The 17873-nt window shown below is 46.6% G+C and carries 22 protein-coding genes; 13 read left to right on the top strand and 9 right to left on the bottom strand.

Going from position 1 to position 17873, the window contains the following annotated elements; translation table 11 throughout:
- The first annotated feature begins 2 nt into the window (after window positions 1-2).
- The 10 genes from traJ to R8806_RS17680 all read left to right on the top strand — a co-directional run bounded on the left by traJ (window position 3) and on the right by R8806_RS17680 (window position 7297).
- Complete coding sequence (traJ, locus tag R8806_RS17725) at window positions 3-1007, top strand: conjugative transposon protein TraJ (protein ID WP_004291518.1); 1005 nt, start codon at window positions 3-5, stop codon at window positions 1005-1007.
- Between the two features lie 31 nt (window positions 1008-1038).
- Window positions 1039-1662 carry a conjugative transposon protein TraK gene (gene traK / locus R8806_RS17720; RefSeq protein ID WP_004291519.1) on the top strand — a complete coding sequence of 208 codons (624 nt, stop codon included), beginning with the start codon at window positions 1039-1041 and terminating at the stop codon, window positions 1660-1662.
- A gap of 27 nt (window positions 1663-1689) precedes the next feature.
- The gene (locus tag R8806_RS17715; protein WP_018697145.1) at window positions 1690-1977 is read left to right on the top strand and encodes a TraL conjugative transposon family protein; all 288 of its coding nucleotides are present in this window, start codon (window positions 1690-1692) and stop codon (window positions 1975-1977) included.
- Complete coding sequence (gene traM / locus R8806_RS17710; RefSeq protein WP_004291521.1) at window positions 1958-3310, top strand: conjugative transposon protein TraM; 1353 nt, start codon at window positions 1958-1960, stop codon at window positions 3308-3310. Before R8806_RS17715 ends, traM begins: the two co-directional genes overlap by 20 nt.
- A 34-nt stretch (window positions 3311-3344) precedes the next feature.
- A complete protein-coding gene (traN, locus tag R8806_RS17705) occupies window positions 3345-4331 on the top strand; it encodes a conjugative transposon protein TraN (protein WP_004291522.1) in 987 nt (328 codons plus the stop codon).
- Window positions 4332-4333: 2 nt separating this feature from the next.
- On the top strand, window positions 4334-4909 hold the full coding sequence (locus R8806_RS17700) for a conjugal transfer protein TraO (RefSeq protein ID WP_004291523.1): 576 nt from the start codon (window positions 4334-4336) through the stop codon (window positions 4907-4909).
- 7 nt (window positions 4910-4916) lie between these two features.
- The gene (locus R8806_RS17695) at window positions 4917-5819 is read left to right on the top strand and encodes a toprim domain-containing protein (RefSeq protein ID WP_004291524.1); all 903 of its coding nucleotides are present in this window, start codon (window positions 4917-4919) and stop codon (window positions 5817-5819) included.
- On the top strand, window positions 5816-6319 hold the full coding sequence (locus tag R8806_RS17690; protein ID WP_004291525.1) for a DUF3872 domain-containing protein: 504 nt from the start codon (window positions 5816-5818) through the stop codon (window positions 6317-6319). The genes R8806_RS17695 and R8806_RS17690 overlap by 4 nt, the downstream gene beginning before the upstream one ends.
- On the top strand, window positions 6316-6843 hold the full coding sequence (locus R8806_RS17685) for a glycoside hydrolase family protein (RefSeq protein WP_004291526.1): 528 nt from the start codon (window positions 6316-6318) through the stop codon (window positions 6841-6843). The genes R8806_RS17690 and R8806_RS17685 overlap by 4 nt, the downstream gene beginning before the upstream one ends.
- 64 nt (window positions 6844-6907) lie before the next feature.
- Window positions 6908-7297: a hypothetical protein gene (locus R8806_RS17680; protein ID WP_004291527.1), complete on the top strand. Its 390-nt coding sequence runs from the start codon at window positions 6908-6910 to the stop codon at window positions 7295-7297.
- A 33-nt stretch (window positions 7298-7330) separates the two neighbouring features.
- Here R8806_RS17680 and R8806_RS17675 read toward each other — a convergent pair whose 3' ends face one another.
- The 9 genes from R8806_RS17675 to R8806_RS17635 form a co-directional block, all read right to left on the bottom strand.
- The gene (locus R8806_RS17675) at window positions 7331-7639 is read right to left on the bottom strand and encodes a hypothetical protein (RefSeq protein WP_004304290.1); all 309 of its coding nucleotides are present in this window, start codon (window positions 7637-7639) and stop codon (window positions 7331-7333) included.
- Window positions 7640-7692: 53 nt separating this feature from the next.
- Window positions 7693-7938 (bottom strand): DUF6956 domain-containing protein, encoded by a 246-nt coding sequence (locus R8806_RS17670; RefSeq protein WP_004291529.1) that lies wholly within the window; start codon window positions 7936-7938, stop codon window positions 7693-7695.
- Window positions 7935-8168 carry a DUF3873 domain-containing protein gene (locus tag R8806_RS17665; RefSeq protein WP_004304291.1) on the bottom strand — a complete coding sequence of 78 codons (234 nt, stop codon included), beginning with the start codon at window positions 8166-8168 and terminating at the stop codon, window positions 7935-7937. The genes R8806_RS17670 and R8806_RS17665 overlap by 4 nt, the downstream gene beginning before the upstream one ends.
- Window positions 8169-8187: 19 nt before the next feature.
- Window positions 8188-8445 (bottom strand): hypothetical protein, encoded by a 258-nt coding sequence (locus tag R8806_RS17660; RefSeq protein ID WP_004291531.1) that lies wholly within the window; start codon window positions 8443-8445, stop codon window positions 8188-8190.
- A 24-nt stretch (window positions 8446-8469) separates the two neighbouring features.
- Window positions 8470-9801 (bottom strand): PcfJ domain-containing protein, encoded by a 1332-nt coding sequence (locus tag R8806_RS17655; protein ID WP_004291532.1) that lies wholly within the window; start codon window positions 9799-9801, stop codon window positions 8470-8472.
- Window positions 9798-10214, bottom strand: a complete 417-nt coding sequence (locus R8806_RS17650) for a PcfK-like family protein (protein ID WP_004291533.1) — start codon at window positions 10212-10214, stop codon at window positions 9798-9800. The genes R8806_RS17655 and R8806_RS17650 overlap by 4 nt, the downstream gene beginning before the upstream one ends.
- A gap of 13 nt (window positions 10215-10227) precedes the next feature.
- Window positions 10228-10449: a hypothetical protein gene (locus R8806_RS17645; RefSeq protein WP_004291534.1), complete on the bottom strand. Its 222-nt coding sequence runs from the start codon at window positions 10447-10449 to the stop codon at window positions 10228-10230.
- Window positions 10450-10460: 11 nt separating this feature from the next.
- On the bottom strand, window positions 10461-10676 hold the full coding sequence (locus R8806_RS17640; RefSeq protein ID WP_004291535.1) for a hypothetical protein: 216 nt from the start codon (window positions 10674-10676) through the stop codon (window positions 10461-10463).
- A 161-nt stretch (window positions 10677-10837) separates the two neighbouring features.
- The gene (locus R8806_RS17635; RefSeq protein ID WP_009126113.1) at window positions 10838-11224 is read right to left on the bottom strand and encodes a hypothetical protein; all 387 of its coding nucleotides are present in this window, start codon (window positions 11222-11224) and stop codon (window positions 10838-10840) included.
- A gap of 465 nt (window positions 11225-11689) precedes the next feature.
- On the opposite strand from R8806_RS17635, the gene R8806_RS17625 reads away from it, so the two are divergent.
- The 3 genes from R8806_RS17625 (at window position 11690) to R8806_RS17615 (ending at window position 17867) form a co-directional block, all read left to right on the top strand.
- Window positions 11690-12886, top strand: coding sequence for a FecR family protein (locus tag R8806_RS17625; protein WP_151411537.1), 1197 nt, complete (start codon window positions 11690-11692; stop codon window positions 12884-12886).
- A gap of 90 nt (window positions 12887-12976) precedes the next feature.
- Window positions 12977-16399 carry a SusC/RagA family TonB-linked outer membrane protein gene (locus R8806_RS17620; RefSeq protein ID WP_124316673.1) on the top strand — a complete coding sequence of 1141 codons (3423 nt, stop codon included), beginning with the start codon at window positions 12977-12979 and terminating at the stop codon, window positions 16397-16399.
- A gap of 13 nt (window positions 16400-16412) precedes the next feature.
- Window positions 16413-17867: a RagB/SusD family nutrient uptake outer membrane protein gene (locus R8806_RS17615; RefSeq protein ID WP_124316672.1), complete on the top strand. Its 1455-nt coding sequence runs from the start codon at window positions 16413-16415 to the stop codon at window positions 17865-17867.
- Window positions 17868-17873 lie beyond the last annotated feature (6 nt).

The following is a 17873-nucleotide window of genomic DNA, read 5'->3' as shown; positions in this document are numbered from 1 at the left end:
CTATGAAGTTCGACAACCTTCATCAGATTTTACGTTCACTTTATGAGCAGATGATGCCGCTGTGTGGGGACATGGCTGGTGTGGCGAAAGGCATCGCCGGGCTGGGTGCGCTGTTCTACGTCGCCTACCGGGTATGGCAGTCGCTGGCGAGAGCTGAACCGATAGACGTATTCCCGATGCTCCGTCCTTTTGCCATCGGTCTGTGCATCATGTTCTTCCCGACTGTGGTGCTGGGCACGATAAACAGCATCCTCTCACCCGTCGTACAGGGCACGGCAAAGATGCTGGAGGCGGAAACGCTGGACATGAACCGATACCGGGAGCAGAAGGACAAACTGGAATACGAGGCGATGGTACGCAACCCCGAAACCGCCTACCTCGTGTCCAACGAGGAATTTGACAAGCAACTGGAGGAACTCGGCTGGTCGCCCTCCGACATGGTGACGATGGCGGGAATGTATATCGACCGGGGAATGTACAACATGAAGAAGAGCATCCGCGACTTCTTCCGCGAGATACTCGAACTGCTGTTCCAAGCCGCCGCCCTCGTGATAGACACCGTCCGCACCTTCTTTCTCGTGGTGCTGGCGATTCTCGGTCCGATAGCCTTCGCCCTGTCGGTATGGGACGGTTTCCAAAACACGCTCACGCAGTGGATATGCCGCTATATACAGGTCTATCTGTGGCTACCGGTATCGGACATGTTCAGCACCATACTGGCGAAGATACAGGTTCTGATGCTGCAAAACGACATCGAGCGGATGCAGGCAGACCCGAACTTCTCGCTGGATTCGAGCGACGGGGTGTATATCGTATTCCTCTGCATCGGCATCATCGGCTACTTTACCATTCCCACCGTTGCGGGCTGGATTATCCAAGCCGGAGGCATGGGCGGTTACGGTCGCAACGTGAACCAGATGGCGGGACGAGCCGGAAGCATGGCGGGCAGCGTGGCGGGTGCAGCCGCAGGAAACGCAGTCGGACGTGTCGGCAAATTGCTGAAATAATCAATGTGCAATCATAAATTGGAAAATATAAATGGAATTCAAATCACTTAGAAACATCGAATCGTCGTTCAGGCAGATACGCCTGTTCGGTATCGTCTTCCTCTCGCTGTGCGCCGTGGTGACGGTGTGGAGCGTGTGGAACTCCTACCGTTTCGCAGAGAAGCAACGGGAGAAAATCTATGTGCTGGACAACGGCAAGAGCCTGATGCTCGCCTTGTCTCAGGATTTGTCGCAGAACCGCCCGGCGGAGGCACGGGAACATGTGCGCCGTTTCCACGAGATGTTCTTCACGCTATCACCTGAAAAAAGCGCGATTGAACACAACGTGAAACGTGCCTTGCTGCTGGCGGACAAGAGCGTGTACCACTATTATTCGGACTTCGCGGAGAAGGGGTACTACAACCGCATCATCGCCGGGAACATCAACCAAGTGCTGAAGGTGGACAGCGTGGTGTGCGACTTCAACGCCTATCCCTACCGTGCCGTGACCTACGCCACACAGAAAATCATCCGGCAGAGCAACGTCACCGAGCGCAGCCTCGTGACCACCTGCCGCCTGCTGAACGCATCGCGGTCGGATGACAACCCGAACGGTTTTACCATCGAGGGTTTCACCATCATTGAGAACAAGGATTTACAGACTATCAAACGGTAACAGGACATGAAAAGTATCAGAAAATCAATGTGGGGCATGTATTGGAAACTCCACGACAAACGGAAACGCTTGGCGGCAAGTCTCAAAGGGTATCTGGACGGCTTGCCGCCGGAAACACGCCGCCGCATCGTGCTGGGGATGTTCGCCGCCTTCGCGGTGCTTGCCCTTTACACCTTCGGCAGAGCCGTCTATGACATCGGCAGGAACGACGGCTCACATATGGAAACGGGACACGCCGGACGGGTGGAACTGCCGACCCCGGCGGAAACAGGCAATCACTTAACACCTTATTTATATGGAACAGACAAAGAATGAACCGACGAAAGAGAACAAAGCTGCTCCCGAAACGGGGAAACCGAAAAAGGAGCGCGAACCGCTGACAGAGGCGCAACGGCTGAAACGGCAGAAGATGATCGTGCTGCCCGCTATGGTGTTGGTGTTCATCGGGGCGATGTGGCTGATATTCGCCCCGTCCTCCGGCAAGGAGCAACCGCCGGGAACGGACGGATACAACACCGAGATGCCCGACGCTGACAAGGCGAACCGGCAGATTATCGGCGACAAGCTGAAAGCCTACGAGCATGGGGAGATGGAAGAGCGTCAGGAGAGCCGCAACCGTGCCATCGGGCAGCTGGGCGACATGTTCGACCGCGAGATAGCGGGAACGGAGAACGGAGTGGACTTCGACCTCGCCAATCCGGGCGGCAAGGAAGAAAGGGCAAAGCCAGCCACGCCGCAGACCATCCAGTCCTCCGCAGCCGCCTACCGTGACCTGAACGCCACGCTCGGAAACTTCTACGACCAGCCGAAAAACGACAATGCGGAGATGGACGAATTGTTGGAGCGCATCGCATCGCTGGAGTCGGAACTGGAAAGCGAGAGGGGCAAGGCTTCCTCTATGGACGAGCAGGTGGCTCTTATGGAGAAGTCCTACGAGCTGGCGGCAAAGTACATGGGCGGTCAGAACGGAGGACAGCCATCGGCGGAACAGAGGGCAGAGCCAACTACCGTGCAGAAAGGGAAGAAGAACAAGGCAATGCCTATCAGACAGGTGGAGCATCAAGTAGTTTCTTCACTCTCACAGCCTATGAGTAACGCGGAGTTTGTCGCCGCCTTATCGCAGGAACGCAACCGGGGTTTCAACACGGCTGTCGGCACGGCGGAGGTATTGGACAGGAACACCATACCGGCGTGCGTGCATGGGGCGCAGAGCGTGACGGACGGGCAGACGGTAAGGCTGCGCCTGCTGGAGCCTATGGCGGTGGCAGGCAGGACAATACCCCGGGGTGCGGTGGTGGTCGGCACGGGCAAGATACAGGGTGAGCGGCTCGACATCGAGATTACCTCGCTGGAATACGACGGCACGATTATCCCCGTGGAGCTTGCGGTCTATGACACGGACGGACAGCCCGGCATCTTCATCCCGAACTCGATGGAGATGAACGCCGTCCGGGAGGTCGCCGCCAACATGGGCGGCTCGCTGGGAAGCAGCATCAACATCTCCACCAATGCCGGGGCGCAGCTCGCCTCCGACTTGGGCAAGGGGCTGATACAAGGCACGAGCCAGTACATCGCCAAAAAGATGCGAACCGTCAAGGTGCATCTGAAAGCCGGGTACAGGGTCATGCTTTACCAAGAAAAATATTGAAAACAATAAAAATTACCACTAAAATCCAAAAGTAATGAGAAAAGTAATCATCATGTTTGCCCTCGCTATGGGCATCATAACTGCCAACGCGCAGGAGAATGTAACCGTTGAAACGACCAACGGAAGTGAACAACCGACCTTGACGAAGGAGGTCTATCCGCAGAAGGAGGCGGACGGCGACCTATATCACGGGCTGTCACGCAAGCTGACCTTCGACCGCATGATACCGCCGCACGGTCTGGAAGTGACCTACGACAAGACCGTCCACGTCATTTTTCCGGCGGAGGTGCGCTATGTCGATTTAGGCTCGCCCGACCTGATTGCCGGGAAAGCCGACGGAGCGGAGAACATCATCCGTGTGAAGGCTACCGTAAGGAATTTTCCCAACGAAACGAATATGTCCGTCATCACGGAGGACGGCAGTTTCTACACCTTCAACGTGAAGTACGCCGCCGAACCGCTGTTGCTCAACGTGGAGATGTGCGACTTCATCCATGACGGCAGCACGGTGAACCGCCCGAACAACGCGCAGGAAATCTATCTGAAAGAGCTGGGCAGCGAAAGCCCGATGCTGGTGCGCCTTATCATGAAGTCCATCCACAAACAGAACAAGCGCGAGGTGAAGCATATCGGCTGCAAGCGTTTCGGCATCCAATACCTGTTGAAAGGCATCTACACGCACAACGGCTTGCTTTATTTCCACACGGAGATAAAGAACCAGAGCAACGTGCCTTTCGATGTGGACTACATCACTTGGAAAATCGTGGACAAGAAGGTTGCGAAGCGTACTGCCGTGCAGGAGCAGATTATTCTGCCGCTCCGCGCGCAGAACTACGCCACCCTCGTGCCGGGCAAAAAGAGCGAGCGCACGGTCTTCACGATGGCGAAGTTCACCATCCCCGATGACAAGTGCCTCGTGGTGGAATTGAACGAGAAGAACGGCGGCCGTCACCAGTCCTTCGTGATTGAGAACGAGGATTTGGTACGCGCGGGTACCATCAACGAACTTCAAGTACGCTGACCATGAGAAAGTACATCGCAATAATCATCGCGTCGCTTGCCCTTTTTACAGGGCAGGCGCACGCCCAGCGGTGTCTGCCGAAGATGCAGGGCATCGAGGTGAGGGCGGACATGGCGGACGGCTTCAATCTCGGCGGCAAGGACGGCGGGTACAGCTTCGGGGCGGCTCTCTCCACCTACACGAAGAAGGGGAACAAGTGGGTGTTCGGTGGCGAATACCTGTTGAAGAACAATCCCTACAAGGACACCAAGATACCCGTGGCGCAGTTCACGGCGGAGGGCGGCTATTACTTCAAGATACTGTCGGACGCCCGAAAGATTGTTTTCGTCTATGCCGGGGCTTCGGCTCTCGCCGGATATGAGGCGGTAAATTGGGGGAAGAAGGTGCTGCATGACGGCTCCACGCTGCACGACCGGGACGCCTTCATCTACGGCGGTGCGCTGACGCTCGATGTGGAGTGTTACGTGGCAGACCGTATCGCCCTGCTTGCCAACCTGCGGGAGCGTTGCCTTTGGGGTGGCGACACACGGAAGTTCCACACGCAGTTCGGGGTCGGTATCAAGTTCATCATCAACTGACACGGGCATGGAAAGGACGGAAATAGATGCTGTCAGAAGGATGCCGCTTGCGGATTTTCTCGCACGGCTGGGGCATGAGCCTGTCAGAAGGAGCGGTAACGAGCTGTGGTATCTTGCCCCGTACAGGGGCGAGCGCACATCCTCTTTCCGTGTGAACGTGGCGAAACAGCTCTGGTACGACTTCGGTTTGGGCAAGGGCGGCGACATCTTCACGCTTGCCGGGGAGTTTCTGCAAAGCGATGACTTCATGAAGCAAGCGAAGTTCATAGCGGAAGCCGCCAATATGACGGTTGCCGGATGGGAAAAGCCCGTCTATCTCTCGAAGCCGACCGAATCCGTTTTTGAGGATGTGGAGGTCGCTCCGCTGCTCCGCTCACTGCTGACGGAGTATTTAGAGGAACGGGGCATCCCTTACGCCATCGCATCCCGTCACTGCTGCCGCTTGAACTACGGTGTGCGTGGGAAACGGTATTTTGCCGTTGGCTTTCCGAACATGGCAGGTGGCTATGAAGTCAGAAGCCGATATTTCAAGGGTTGCATACCTCCGAAGTCTGTATCACTGGTAAAGGCGAATGACATCCCGGCTGACGAGTGCCTCGTGTTCGAGGGCTTCATGGACTTTCTCTCTGCCGTGACGCTTGGTGTAACCGGTAACGCTGACTGTCTTGTGCTGAACTCAGTCGCCAACGTGGAGAAGGCGGCGGGATTGCTGGACGGATACGGGCGCATCGGCTGCTTCCTCGACCGTGACGAAGCCGGACGGCGGACGCTTGCCGCACTTACCATGCGATACGGGGAACGTGTCACCGACCGTTCCTCCCTCTATGACGGTTGCAAGGACTTGAACGAGTACCTGCAACTGACAACGAAAAAACAGAAAAACAACCATCTAAAAATCGAAGAACAATGAACATACTGAACAACAGAAACAAGAGAACATCAATATTCAAGGCAGTGGCGTTATGCCTGATAGCCGCCATGTCATTCACCCTCGTGTCATGTGACGATGACATGGACATCCAGCAGTCCTATCCCTTCACGGTGGAGGTCATGCCCGTGCCGAACAAGGTAGTAAAGGGGCAGACAGTGGAAATCCGCTGTGAACTGAAAAAGGAGGGCGACTTTTCGGGTACGCTCTATACCATCCGCTATTTCCAGTTCGAGGGGGAAGGCTCGCTCAAAATGGATAACGGCATCACCTTCCTGCCTAACGACCGCTACCTGCTGGAGAACGAAAAATTCCGCCTGTACTACACGGCGGCGGGTGATGAGGCGCATAATTTCATCGTGGTGGTGGAGGATAACTTTAGCAACTCCTACGAACTGGAATTTGACTTCAACAACAGGAATGTAAAGGACGACGATCTTACCATCGTTCCCATCGGCAACTTCAGCCCCTTGTTGAAATGATGCGTGTATTCATGACAATGCTCTGTTCACTTCTGACGGTCTGTTCTGTGTCCGCGCAGATCAGCCGCCAAGAGGGAACGGACGGGCAGGCGGCAATCTACCGACTGCCGCTTATGGAACGTGCTTTTTTATGCTGCCGCTACTTTGAAGGCTGGCACTCAGAAAAACACTACCCATACGTCGGTTGGGGTCACAAACTTTTGCCAAACGAGAAGTATTCGGCACGAACCATGACAAAACGGGATGCGGATGAACTTTTGCGGAAAGACCTGCGCAAATTTGTCGCCATGTTCCGTAAATTCGGGGTTGATTCGATTTTGCTTGGCACGTTAGCTTACAATGTGGGACCGGCGAAGCTGTTAGGCAGCAAAACAATCCCCAAAAGCACCTTAATCAAGAAGCTGGAAGCTGGTGACAGGAACATCTACCGTGAGTATATAGCCTTCTGCAACTACAAAGGAAAACGCCACGCCATGCTGCTCAAACGGAGAAAGGCGGAGTTTGCGCTGTTGTATATCCCATAAAAGGACTGACAAAACTGGCAAAAGACGTGCCATATTTAACTTGGCACGTCTTTTGCTCTATCACTTGATAGATTATCGTAGGATTTTCTCGTTAATTGACATCGTTGAGCCATTTTTGCCTATCGGTTTCCAAATAACACTTCAAGTTGTAAGTGTTGTGAGAGCAATACAAAACATAGTTATTAACCATAAAAAGTATAGCGAAATTATGAAGAAAGTATTTAGGAAAATTCAGAAAGGAACAACAAAAATGATTGAACGTATCAAATCGTTGGGGGAAATGGAGACGAAGCAGAAATGTGTAGTTCAACGGTTCGAGATTATCATTCCCCTCCACCAAAAAATAACGACCCAATATATAGCCTCCGCAAGTTTTACTTGCGGATTTTTTAGTTATCGCAGATTGGACAAAGGTTTCTTTGCTACTTTCTTTGTCCGCCATCATGCTCACTGAAAGAAAGTAGGGCGGCTCTCGCCGCCCCGCCACTCAAAAGCGTGTGTAAAGTCCCGTCACCATCGTGAACATTTCCTCCAGCATATCAAAATAGATACCCTCGTGTACGGCAATGTCCTTTGTCTTGCACTCAAAGGTCTTTTTGCTGAACGTCCTGCGGTAGAAGCGCATATTGTAGAGGTCTGCCCCTTCGTCATAGATGATGTCAAGGCGGTTGGCACTTGTTTTGTTCCTTGCAAGGCTCATCCGTAAGCCGTTGCCCATATCTATGAAATCACGGCTACCTGTCATGGCGGTGAAGCGTTTTCCGCCTATCTGCTGTAATATCGTCTTGGCTATCATATCTTTTGTTTTTAGGGTTTTAAGTATTGGCGGTGCGGACACCGCCATCCCGTTCAAAATTCTCGCATTTCGGAAATGGGGGTCTGCCGTTGTAGCCACTCTTTCACACATTCCATATTGTACTCGCTCGTGATGACTGCCGTATGGCTGTCGGTGGCGGTGAAACGTGTGCTTTCGTAATCATCTATCCACCCCTTGAGGGTGTCCGTTCCCCACGCTCCGGTATCGTCAAAGATACCGTCCAATGCCGTGATAGGTTCGCTGAACTTGACTATCAGCGTTTGATAGGTCGTGTTCATAGTCTGTCCTCCTTTCCCTTCTTTGCGTTCAGCCACTTGTCCCGTGCGGCTCGGCACTCGTCCAACGTGGGTTTGACACAAGAGAACAATTCTCTGTCTATGGGGTGGCGGTAGTCGTACTGCACAAGTGTCCGCCTGCGTCTTCCGATACCCGATTGGAAACGCTCGTATTTCTCCGTACCTGCTTCCGCGCAGGTGCTTACTCCGTTGATGGTCATTCGTGTTGTCATAATGTTGCTTTTTAGATGGTTAAAAATGTACTGACAGAACTCTGTTCTTCATCACCATTTCGGGGTTGCTTGTGTAGCGTTGGTGCAGGTAGAAATGGTGTGAGCCGAAGCCGTAAAGGAAAAACTTGTCAAGTTCGTGCTTCTCGGCAAACTCCTTTACGCTCTTTCTCAATTCCCCCTCACTCGTTGTGAGAGTGAGGAGGTTCACAAATTCAAGGAACATCGTGGGGATTGCATCATCCCACACACAAATCATACTTTCAATTCTTACTTCCATATCAATGTTGTTTTAGGGGTTATGCTATGCCGCTTTCATCCGCTCACGGATAAGGTTGGCGTTCTTGTTCACAAGGTCTATGATGCGCTCGTGATATTCGGTGTCCTGGTTGTGCTTGCCGTGGCACTGCACCACTTCGAGGGTTCGCAAGTCCACCTCTACGGTTTCAATAATCTCATCGCCAATCCTTGCCGATAGTATGAGGGTGTCGGCTTTCTTGTAGTATCCACTGCCAAACACGCAGATGCCCTGCGTCTTGCCCTCGTTGTAATACTCGTCTATGCTTTCAAGCACCTTGACGATTATTTCCTCGTCCGTGATTACCAAGCCGAAGAATTTGGATTTGTTGGCGATGAAATCCTCCGCATCTTTCTTTCGTTGGAGTTGTCGCTGTTGCTCACGCTCACGCCTTTCAATCTCCCAACGGCGTTGCTCTGCGGCTCTTTCCTTCTCGTGTATGGCTTCAATTTTTCGGGTTGCGTTGTCGTGTGCCGCCATGAAATCTTCGGGACAGATGTTCTTCGGGTTACGGAGGTCTTGACCGAGTTTTTTGAGCATACGCAGATAGTCGCACCACATTGAGAGATTGTCTATCTGATACTTGTGACGCTTGGCAATCAGATATGATGCCCAACATTCATCGGCAGTACGGGTATTGAAAAGAAAGTGTTTCATGACCTCAATCTCACCGCCTTTCATAAGGGTTTCAATTCTTGGGTCTGAAAGCAAGGCTTTGAAAAGACGCACGGGGGAGATGCCGTGGAAATCGCCCTTGAAGCCGTTACGTCTGAGTTGGGGCAATATCCTCATCTTTGGATATGCACAGCTTCTTGCCACCACATCATCGTATAGGCTGTTGTGCGGTCTTACCTCCATATCGCTGCCTAATGCCCACACATCGCAATAGCAGAAAAGGAAGCCACGGAGCAACGCCATGTCCGTAACCTTGCCGTCGGGTGAAATCCAACGCTGCACGACCTCGTGGCAGTAGAAACGCATCGGTTCGCCTTTCCTGCTCTCGCATCTGACCTGCGCCACGCGGATTACCTGATACCCTTTGCAGGTGGTTATCACGCTGAAATTCTGCGTTTCCTTGTAGATGCGTCTGCGTGTGTCCTGCACTTTGAGTTCGGCATGGCATTTGGGGCAGGTGCAGCCTTCAAGGGTGTCGCATAGTCCGCTGTCGCTGTGCCACTCGTGACCGCAGTCGGAACAGGTGATGTTCCCTTTCTTGGTGCGGTAGCCGATATGCTCAACGCAGTGGCGGTATGCCCAATCTATTTGTGTCGCTGATATGGGGCGAAGGTTGGCGGAAAGTCTTGCCACCTCTTTCTGTATCTTGGTCTTCGGTTTCATAAGCCTAAATCAAATAATGAGGGTTGGGGTTGGTTTTCTTTTCTCGCTGACGGTCTGTGGCGGTTCTGCAACTTGCGGAGTTCCTCCTCTTGGTATTTGCGGACAGCGTTCTGACGTGCCTCCGCCTTTTCCTCTGCCGTGAGTTTCACAACGTGGTTCACAACCACTTGGCAGTCCATCGGTTTGCCCACCTCTATCTCGTTTTCCTCATAGTAGTGGATGGCTTGCCCGAATATCTCTCCGTCCGTGAAACCGTTGCAACCGCTTTTCTGCACATAGTTCAGAATGTGGGTCACGCACTCGTCCATGTTCTTGGCAGGGTTGCGGTACTTCTTTGCAAATAGCGCATCTTCCTCCGCACGCTGTTCCAAGTACATATATATCGTTCTCTTGAAATGGTCTGTTCCTTTCATATCGCTGTCATTTTTAGATTATCTGTTTCAGTATCTCTCTCCAATAGGTCGGCTCTACCTCGCTGAGAAGGAAGTCCATGAAATCCCTCCGTGCGTCCTTGTTCAGTTCGTGGTACAATCTTCGGAAAGTTTCAAAATTGCCGTTGATGTACGTTTCCACCATATACACGAAGATGTTGTCCACCTCGTAATATCTGCACTGCTGCGCTGCCGTCTTGCTGTTTCTTTTTGCCATGTCGGTAAGGGTTAAAGGGTGAATAACCAAAGGATGAAGCCAAAGAAGGCAATGGTGGAAAGGATAGCCACGATTACACCTATCGCCACTCGGAACACTCCGTTTACAATCTCTCTGATGATGCCCCAAAGGATGCCGAACACCCCGAAGGCGGTGCGCATCATCAAGCCGCATATCGCCAACCCGATGTGTTGCGCCATTTGTCTGAAATTTGCCGTTGCCGTCATATCTTCGCTGTTTTTGATTTTTTTGTTTTTAATGCGGATTCAAGAGCTGAGGGAGTTGAGTTTCAAACTATCTTATCTGCCTCTCGTTTATCCGACATTTTTTTTATGCGTCTTTCTGTCGCATCGGTCGTTTTCGTTTCGGGTGCTTGAAAAGGTAGGGATTAGGGAATGCAAGGTTTTTCGGTCAAAATACTACCCGCAGGGCTGGAGATTTTTACCGAAAACAGGAGGCTTGACCTTGCTTTCCCGTCCAATCCCGGAATTACCTTTGCGCCCAGAACGAAAATGACTGACTGATGCGGCTTACTGAAAGGCGCAAAATGGAGGTAAACGAAAACAGAGGCAGATTGTGTAGAAAAAAACTTCAGGGGAAAATCCGTAAAAAAAAGAATCACCAAAAGGAAAAAGACATCACCGGAAGCGTGAAAAGGGCAAACCACAACAAAGGAAGTATGATTGTTTCCGATCCGACGGAACTTGTTCAGCCGGGTGGCAACAATCATTCTTCCCGGTTTGTCCGGCTGTGTGTGGGCGCCTGTTTCATTCATGGGGCAGGCTGACACACTCTGCATTCACTTTCCGCTTCCGGCAAAAGAGACAGCGAAAAAAGAAAAATCATTTGAAAACCCGTAAAAGCACCTCTTGGCATAGGCGCAAAAGAAAGGGGCATTGCTTCATCTGTCTAAACATCGTTTAGGCGTGAGGCAATGCCCTTTTCTCCAGCTATGCGGTAGTCGGCACACGTTTGTTCCAAACTCGTTTTGGGCAATGGTGTGCCGACGGACAATACCGCTTTTACGGAAAATTCTTATGAATGAGGGGATAAAAAACGGGAGTTTATATCAAAATCTCGAATTAAATAGCTACTTTTGCATACGAAGAGTTCTTTGAAGGTTACGCAACGCGCAGAAGGATAATGCAGTAGATAACTAACTAAATCGTAACCTATTACTATCAAGAGCAATTAACCTACGCTCATTTCCAATAAATTACACTCTTTTCGTAACTTCGGGGTGCAAATATACGATAAAGAATATAGAATCGCACAACTTCTTGCAAAAGAGATAACTGGCACTCTATCTCTTGAAGAACGAGAAGAGTTAGAGATATGGCGAAATGAAAATCACTCGACACAAGAACTTTACAAACAAATCCTTGACCCTCAAAACAGAAGTCAAAGAGATCAATTCGTCAAAGAATTAAACTTAGAAAAATCATGGAAACATGTGCAACAACAAATAATTCCCAAATACAGTCACATAAAGCATTCTCTAACATGGATATCCGGAATTGTTGCAAGTATTTTAATTATCATCGGAGTCTCTCTTGTTTTATTCAATGCCCCAAAATCAGACCAAGTGTCGAAAATTATTGCAGGTATTCACTCCGGTAGTCCGAAAGCAATATTTATTACCCCTGAAGGAAAACAAATCCATCTAACTCCACAAGACACCATACAAACACTAAAATTAGAAAATGGCCTAATAGCGATCAATCAAGGCAATACATTCGAATATTCGGGAAGTGATAATCAGCCTCTAAACATAAACAAATTCAATACGATTCAAGTCCCTCGCGGAGGAGAATACGAACTAATTTTACCCGATAGTACTCATGTTTGGATAAATTCAGATTCAGAGCTCTCATTCCCCGTGCATTTTAACAAAGAGAACCGAGAAGTTATACTTTCAGGAGAAGCATATTTTGCAGTTGCAAAAAAAATGAAACAACCATTTATCGTCAAGACCAAGGATGAAATAGAAATAAAAGTTCTCGGTACACAATTTAACGTACGAGCTTACCCAGAAGCAAGGACGATAGAAACAACGCTAAATCAAGGTGCCGTAAAAATATCAAGCAAACAGCAAAGTGTGGAATTAAAACCCAATCAGCAGGCCGTATACACGAAAACAAACAAACAAATAAATACCCGAAACGTGGATGCTTCTCTTTACTCTGCATGGAAAGATGGCTTATTTGTTTTCGAAAACCAGCCACTTGAAGACATCATGACAACACTGGCTCGTTGGTACAACATTAATGTATTTTATTCAAATCCTGCAGTTAAAGATTTCCATTTTACAGGAGATCTCGAACGCTATAGTGATTTCAAACAAACTCTCCAAATGCTTGAAAAAGCAACATCTATACACTTTATTATTAACGAGAATAATGTAACAGTTGAAGAAATTTATCAAATTAAAAATTAAAATTGGGGGAATTGGGGAATTCCCCCAGCATAATCAATTTATAAACAGTCCTATTAAAATCGATTATTAAAATTATCAAGAATCAAAGTTATGGAAAAAAAACGAAAACTCACCTTTGAATCACATCAAAGGCTAAGAAAAATGTTTTATCTCTTTACATTAAGTTTCTTTTTCATGGTCACATTTACCATGGTATCTCAAACAAAGGCATTCGCACAAAATGCAAGAATTACCGTAAAAATGCAAGAAGCTACAATTGACGAATTAATAAAAAAGGTTCGTACAGAAACCAACTATCGATTTCTCTACCGTGTAGAGGAAGTAAATAAATTTGGGAAACGTAATATCAATGTCAAAGATGTAACCATCGAAGAATTTTTACAATCGATTCTCTCAAATACCCAATTAACGTATGAAATAGAAAATGACGTTATTATCATTCGTCCCGTCAAAGCTAAAGAATCTACCTTACAAAAAAAACGAACCATAAAAGGTGCTGTAAGTGATTCCAAAGGAGAAACCTTACCTGGAGCCACCATCCTGCTAAAAGGCACCAGTCTAGGTGTTGTTACTGACATGGATGGGAAATTCAAGATTGAAATAGCCGATCAAGATTCTATCATTCTAGTCGTATCATTTGTCGGAATGCAAACTCAAGAGATCCATGTGAAACAAGCTCCCAAAGATGACGATAAAGAAATTGTTATTCGTTTAAAACCAGACGTGACCGAAATGGACGAAGTTGTCATTACGGGTTACGCCAATGTAAATAAAGAGAGCTTTACCGGAAACACAATAGCAGTAAAACGAGATGAATTATTGAAAGTGTCTAAAACTAACGTAATAAAAGCTTTACAAGCATTTGATCCGTCATTTCGTATCCAAGAAAACAATGAATGGGGATCCGATCCGAACACCCTTCCTGAAATGTCTATCCGAGGAGCTTCAGGAACAGGTATCAAACAACTGGATCCCAACTATACAACCCGTGGTAATTTGGAGAACAATCCGAATCTTCCAACCTTTATCATGGACGGTTTTGAAATCAATGTACAAAAGTTATACGATTTTGACCCGAATCGAATTGAAAGTATTACCATCTTAAAAGATGCTGCCGCAACAGCACTCTACGGTTCTCGTGCCGCCAATGGAGTTGTTGTCATTACAACCGTCACACCCAAACCCGGAAAAATAAATGTTTCATACAATATGACCGGCTCCGTCGTTTTCCCTGATTTATCAGATTACAATCTATTAAATGCACAAGAAAAACTTGATTTGGAAGAACTTGCCGGATGCTATAAAGACAAAAATGGGGATACAACTTTTGAAGGAGAAGAAGAATATTATGACAAACTGGCTAATATCAAATCCGGAGTTGATACCTATTGGTTATCCAAACCTCTGGAAACAGTGTTTAATCACAAACACAGCTTGTTTGTTGAAGGTGGTTCTGAAAACATTCGCTTTGGAATAGACTTATCATACAACACGAATAAAGGAGTTATGAAAGGTTCTTTCCGAGATAATACCGGAGCAGCACTTTATCTAGATTATCGTATTGGCTCTCTACAAATTCGGAATCAAGTAAGTTACACCATTACCAAATCCGAAGAATCACCTTATGGAGATTTTTCTAAATATTCTCGGGCCCAACCCTATGACTCCTACAAAGATGAAAATGGAGAATATACACCAACTTTAAAAAACTACAAAAATACGGCTGATAGGGACCGGGAAAATCCTTTATACGAATCTACCCTTTTTAATTTCGATAAAAGTAAAACGGAAGAAATTATTAACAACCTAAACGCCAATTGGTACATTACTCCCCATCTACAAGCGAAAGCAACTATTGGTATTACCCGAACCTTTACAAAAGGAGAAAAATTTCTCGATCCTCTTTCAAAAAGAAATTCAAAGCCACTTAGTTTAACACAACTAACTTCTGGAGAGTTAACACAACGTAGTAGCGATTATTTTAGTTGGGATATGAACGCTTTCATTTCTTACAACCGTAGTATTTCCAAACATAATATTAATGTTACGATGGGTACAAATATCAAAGAAACCTCATCTAATAATTCATCTACTCAATACAGAGGATTTCCTTCTGGTGCCTTACACTCACCTAATTATGCCCAAGAAATTTATCAAAAACCTTCTACAAACGAAGGTAGTTCCCGATTATTTTCAGCTTTCGGAACAATCAACTATAGCTATCAGAATATCTACCTATTTGACCTAACAGGACGTATTGATGGTTCATCCAAATTTGGTGCTGATAAAAAATATGCCCCATTCTGGTCAACAGGAATAGGTATTAACATTCACAATTACCCCTTCATGGAAAATTATGCTTACATCTCAGAATTAAAAATCAGAGGTAGCTACGGACAAACTGGTAACGTAAATTTCTCAGATTACGAAGCAAAAACGATGTACACCTTGGATGACGAAAGTTGGTATCAAACGGGAGCAGGAGCTGCCCTAAGTGCTTTTGGTAATAAAGACTTGAAATGGGAAACAACGAATGTATTGGATGTCGGTATTGAAGTTAGCATTTTAGACCGCCTGTTATATGCCAAAGTCAGTTACTATAACAAAAAAACCGTAGATTGTATCAACAGTGTCACCATTCCCAGTTCTACGGGTTTTACCACCTATAAAGACAACATCGGAGAGGTTCGTAACCGAGGATTCGAGATCGAAGCTAGAGGTGAAATCATCCGTCAAAAAGATGTACACATGGCAATCTATGCAAACTTATCACACAACAAAAATACCTTATTGAAAATAGCCGAAAGTCTGAAAGCATACAACAAAAAAGTTGATGAACATTTTTCTGATATTAGTAATCGATATAATGGAACAACGAATAAACCATTCACAAAATATGTGGAAGGTGTATCCATGCGATCAATATGGGGAGTTCGTTCATTAGGAATAAATCCTGCAACCGGAGAAGAAGTTTTCCTCAACCCGGATGGTTCTAGCTCAGATACATGGCAATCTTCTAATCAAGTTGTTTTAGGTACTACAGAACCCGATGCACAAGGATCATTTGGGTTAAATTTAAGTTATAAGAATTTTTCTCTTTTTGCCAACTTCATGTACGAATTTGGAGGCCAGCGTTATAATAGTACACTGGTCGACCGAGTAGAAAACGCTGATATTTATTCGGAAAACGTGGATAAACGAGTATATACTTCCAGATGGCAAAAGCCAGGAGACATTGCTAAATATAAAAAATTGGAAAGCGGAAGAGACGGACGTCCCGCATCTACAAGACCGACATCCCGTTTCGTACAAGATTACAATATGGTATCTTTAAACTCAATCAGTCTCGGTTATGACTTTTCCAAAGAATGGCTTAAACGTACCGGATTAAGTGTAGTGCGATTCGAAATTGGAGCTGAAGACATCGCTCGCTGGTCAAGTGTAAAAGAAGAACGAGGATTAAGTTATCCCTTTGCCCGAACGATCAATTTCTCATTAAGAGCAAGTTTTTAAATTATTATCTATCATGAATATTACGAAATTAATTATAGGAATCTCTATCTTGTTCTCCCTAACCGGGTGTAACGATTGGTTAACTGTCACCCCAAAAGACAGTTTGGATGAAGATCAATTATTCGCAACAGGCGCAGGCTACCGGAATGCCTTGCATGGAATATATAAAAATATGGCATCAAACGCCATGTACGGAAAAGAAATGACTTGGGGAACTCTTGATGTCTTGGGCCAAGTTTACTATGCTTATTATCTACCGGATTCATACGAGAGTATGAGTAATTACAAATATGAGGATGAAAATGCTAAAACTCTCATTGACGGGATGTGGTCCAAAACATATAATGCCATTGCTAACAGTAACAACTTATTAAGTAGAATCGGCAGTGAAGATCCCTCAAAATTTTCAGGAGGAGAAATGGAGAAAAACACAATTGAAGGCGAAGCCTTAGCATTAAGGGCTCTTCTTCATTTTGATATGTTGCGATTATTTGCTCCAGCAAAAGAAGAGTCCAACACAACTTACATCCCCTATTTCGAGAAATACCCATCCACGTACGAACCAAATCTATCTATTAGTGAATTCATGGAAAAGGTAATTCGAGATTTAGAAAAAGCGAAAACATTAGTCGCTCCCACTGACACAGTTAGTGAACGTAGAGATCGCCTAAATAGTAAAAATAGATTTACCATGGGAACGATAGACGGGAATATCGAACATAACGTAACGGATTTATTCGAAGCATATCGAGGTTTTCGTATAAATTATTATGCAATAAACGGGGTGTTAGCTAGAGCCTATGCATTCATCGGGAAATATGAAGAAGCATTCAACATTACCGAAGAGATCATAACAGCAGTAGACAACACCAAACAACGATTATTTTCATTCACGCCAAATGCCGATGTTGAAGAAAATCCCAAAACATTCCTTGATCTGTTATTCGGACTTTCCAATGAAAAGCTAGCAGATAATTACACGGCAGAATACAATGCCACCGGGAAGCTATATGTCGATCATTATACAATAACGTTTGACGACAATGCTGATTATCGAAATACTAAACTATTAACCAAAAGTGGGACCAAATATTTTTCTACAAAATATTTGCCTTCATCTATTAACAGTATCACTAGTCACATTTGCGCAAAACTCATACCCATGGTTCGCCTAAGTGAAATGTACTATATTCGGGCCGAATATTATGCCAGCATAAATGATTTCTCTAATGCTATTAAAGAAATGGATATTGTCCGGGATGGACGCGAATGCACTAAAGGCCGTCTAGATGATATTATTAAAGACGAAAAATCTTTCCGTAAGGAGTTGATAAAAGAAGCCCAACGTGAATTTATTGGAGAAGGACAGGTATTTTTCTATTTTAAGAAATTTAATCAACCAATTTACTCTTCAATGAAAGAAAGTGATTTTACACTTCCCTTACCAGATAGTGAAACTATTCTTTAAAAATCC

This window comes from Butyricimonas faecihominis, from assembly GCF_033096445.1.
GTDB classification, from domain to species: domain Bacteria; phylum Bacteroidota; class Bacteroidia; order Bacteroidales; family Marinifilaceae; genus Butyricimonas; species Butyricimonas faecihominis.
This window is presented reverse-complemented; position numbering and strand designations above follow the sequence as displayed.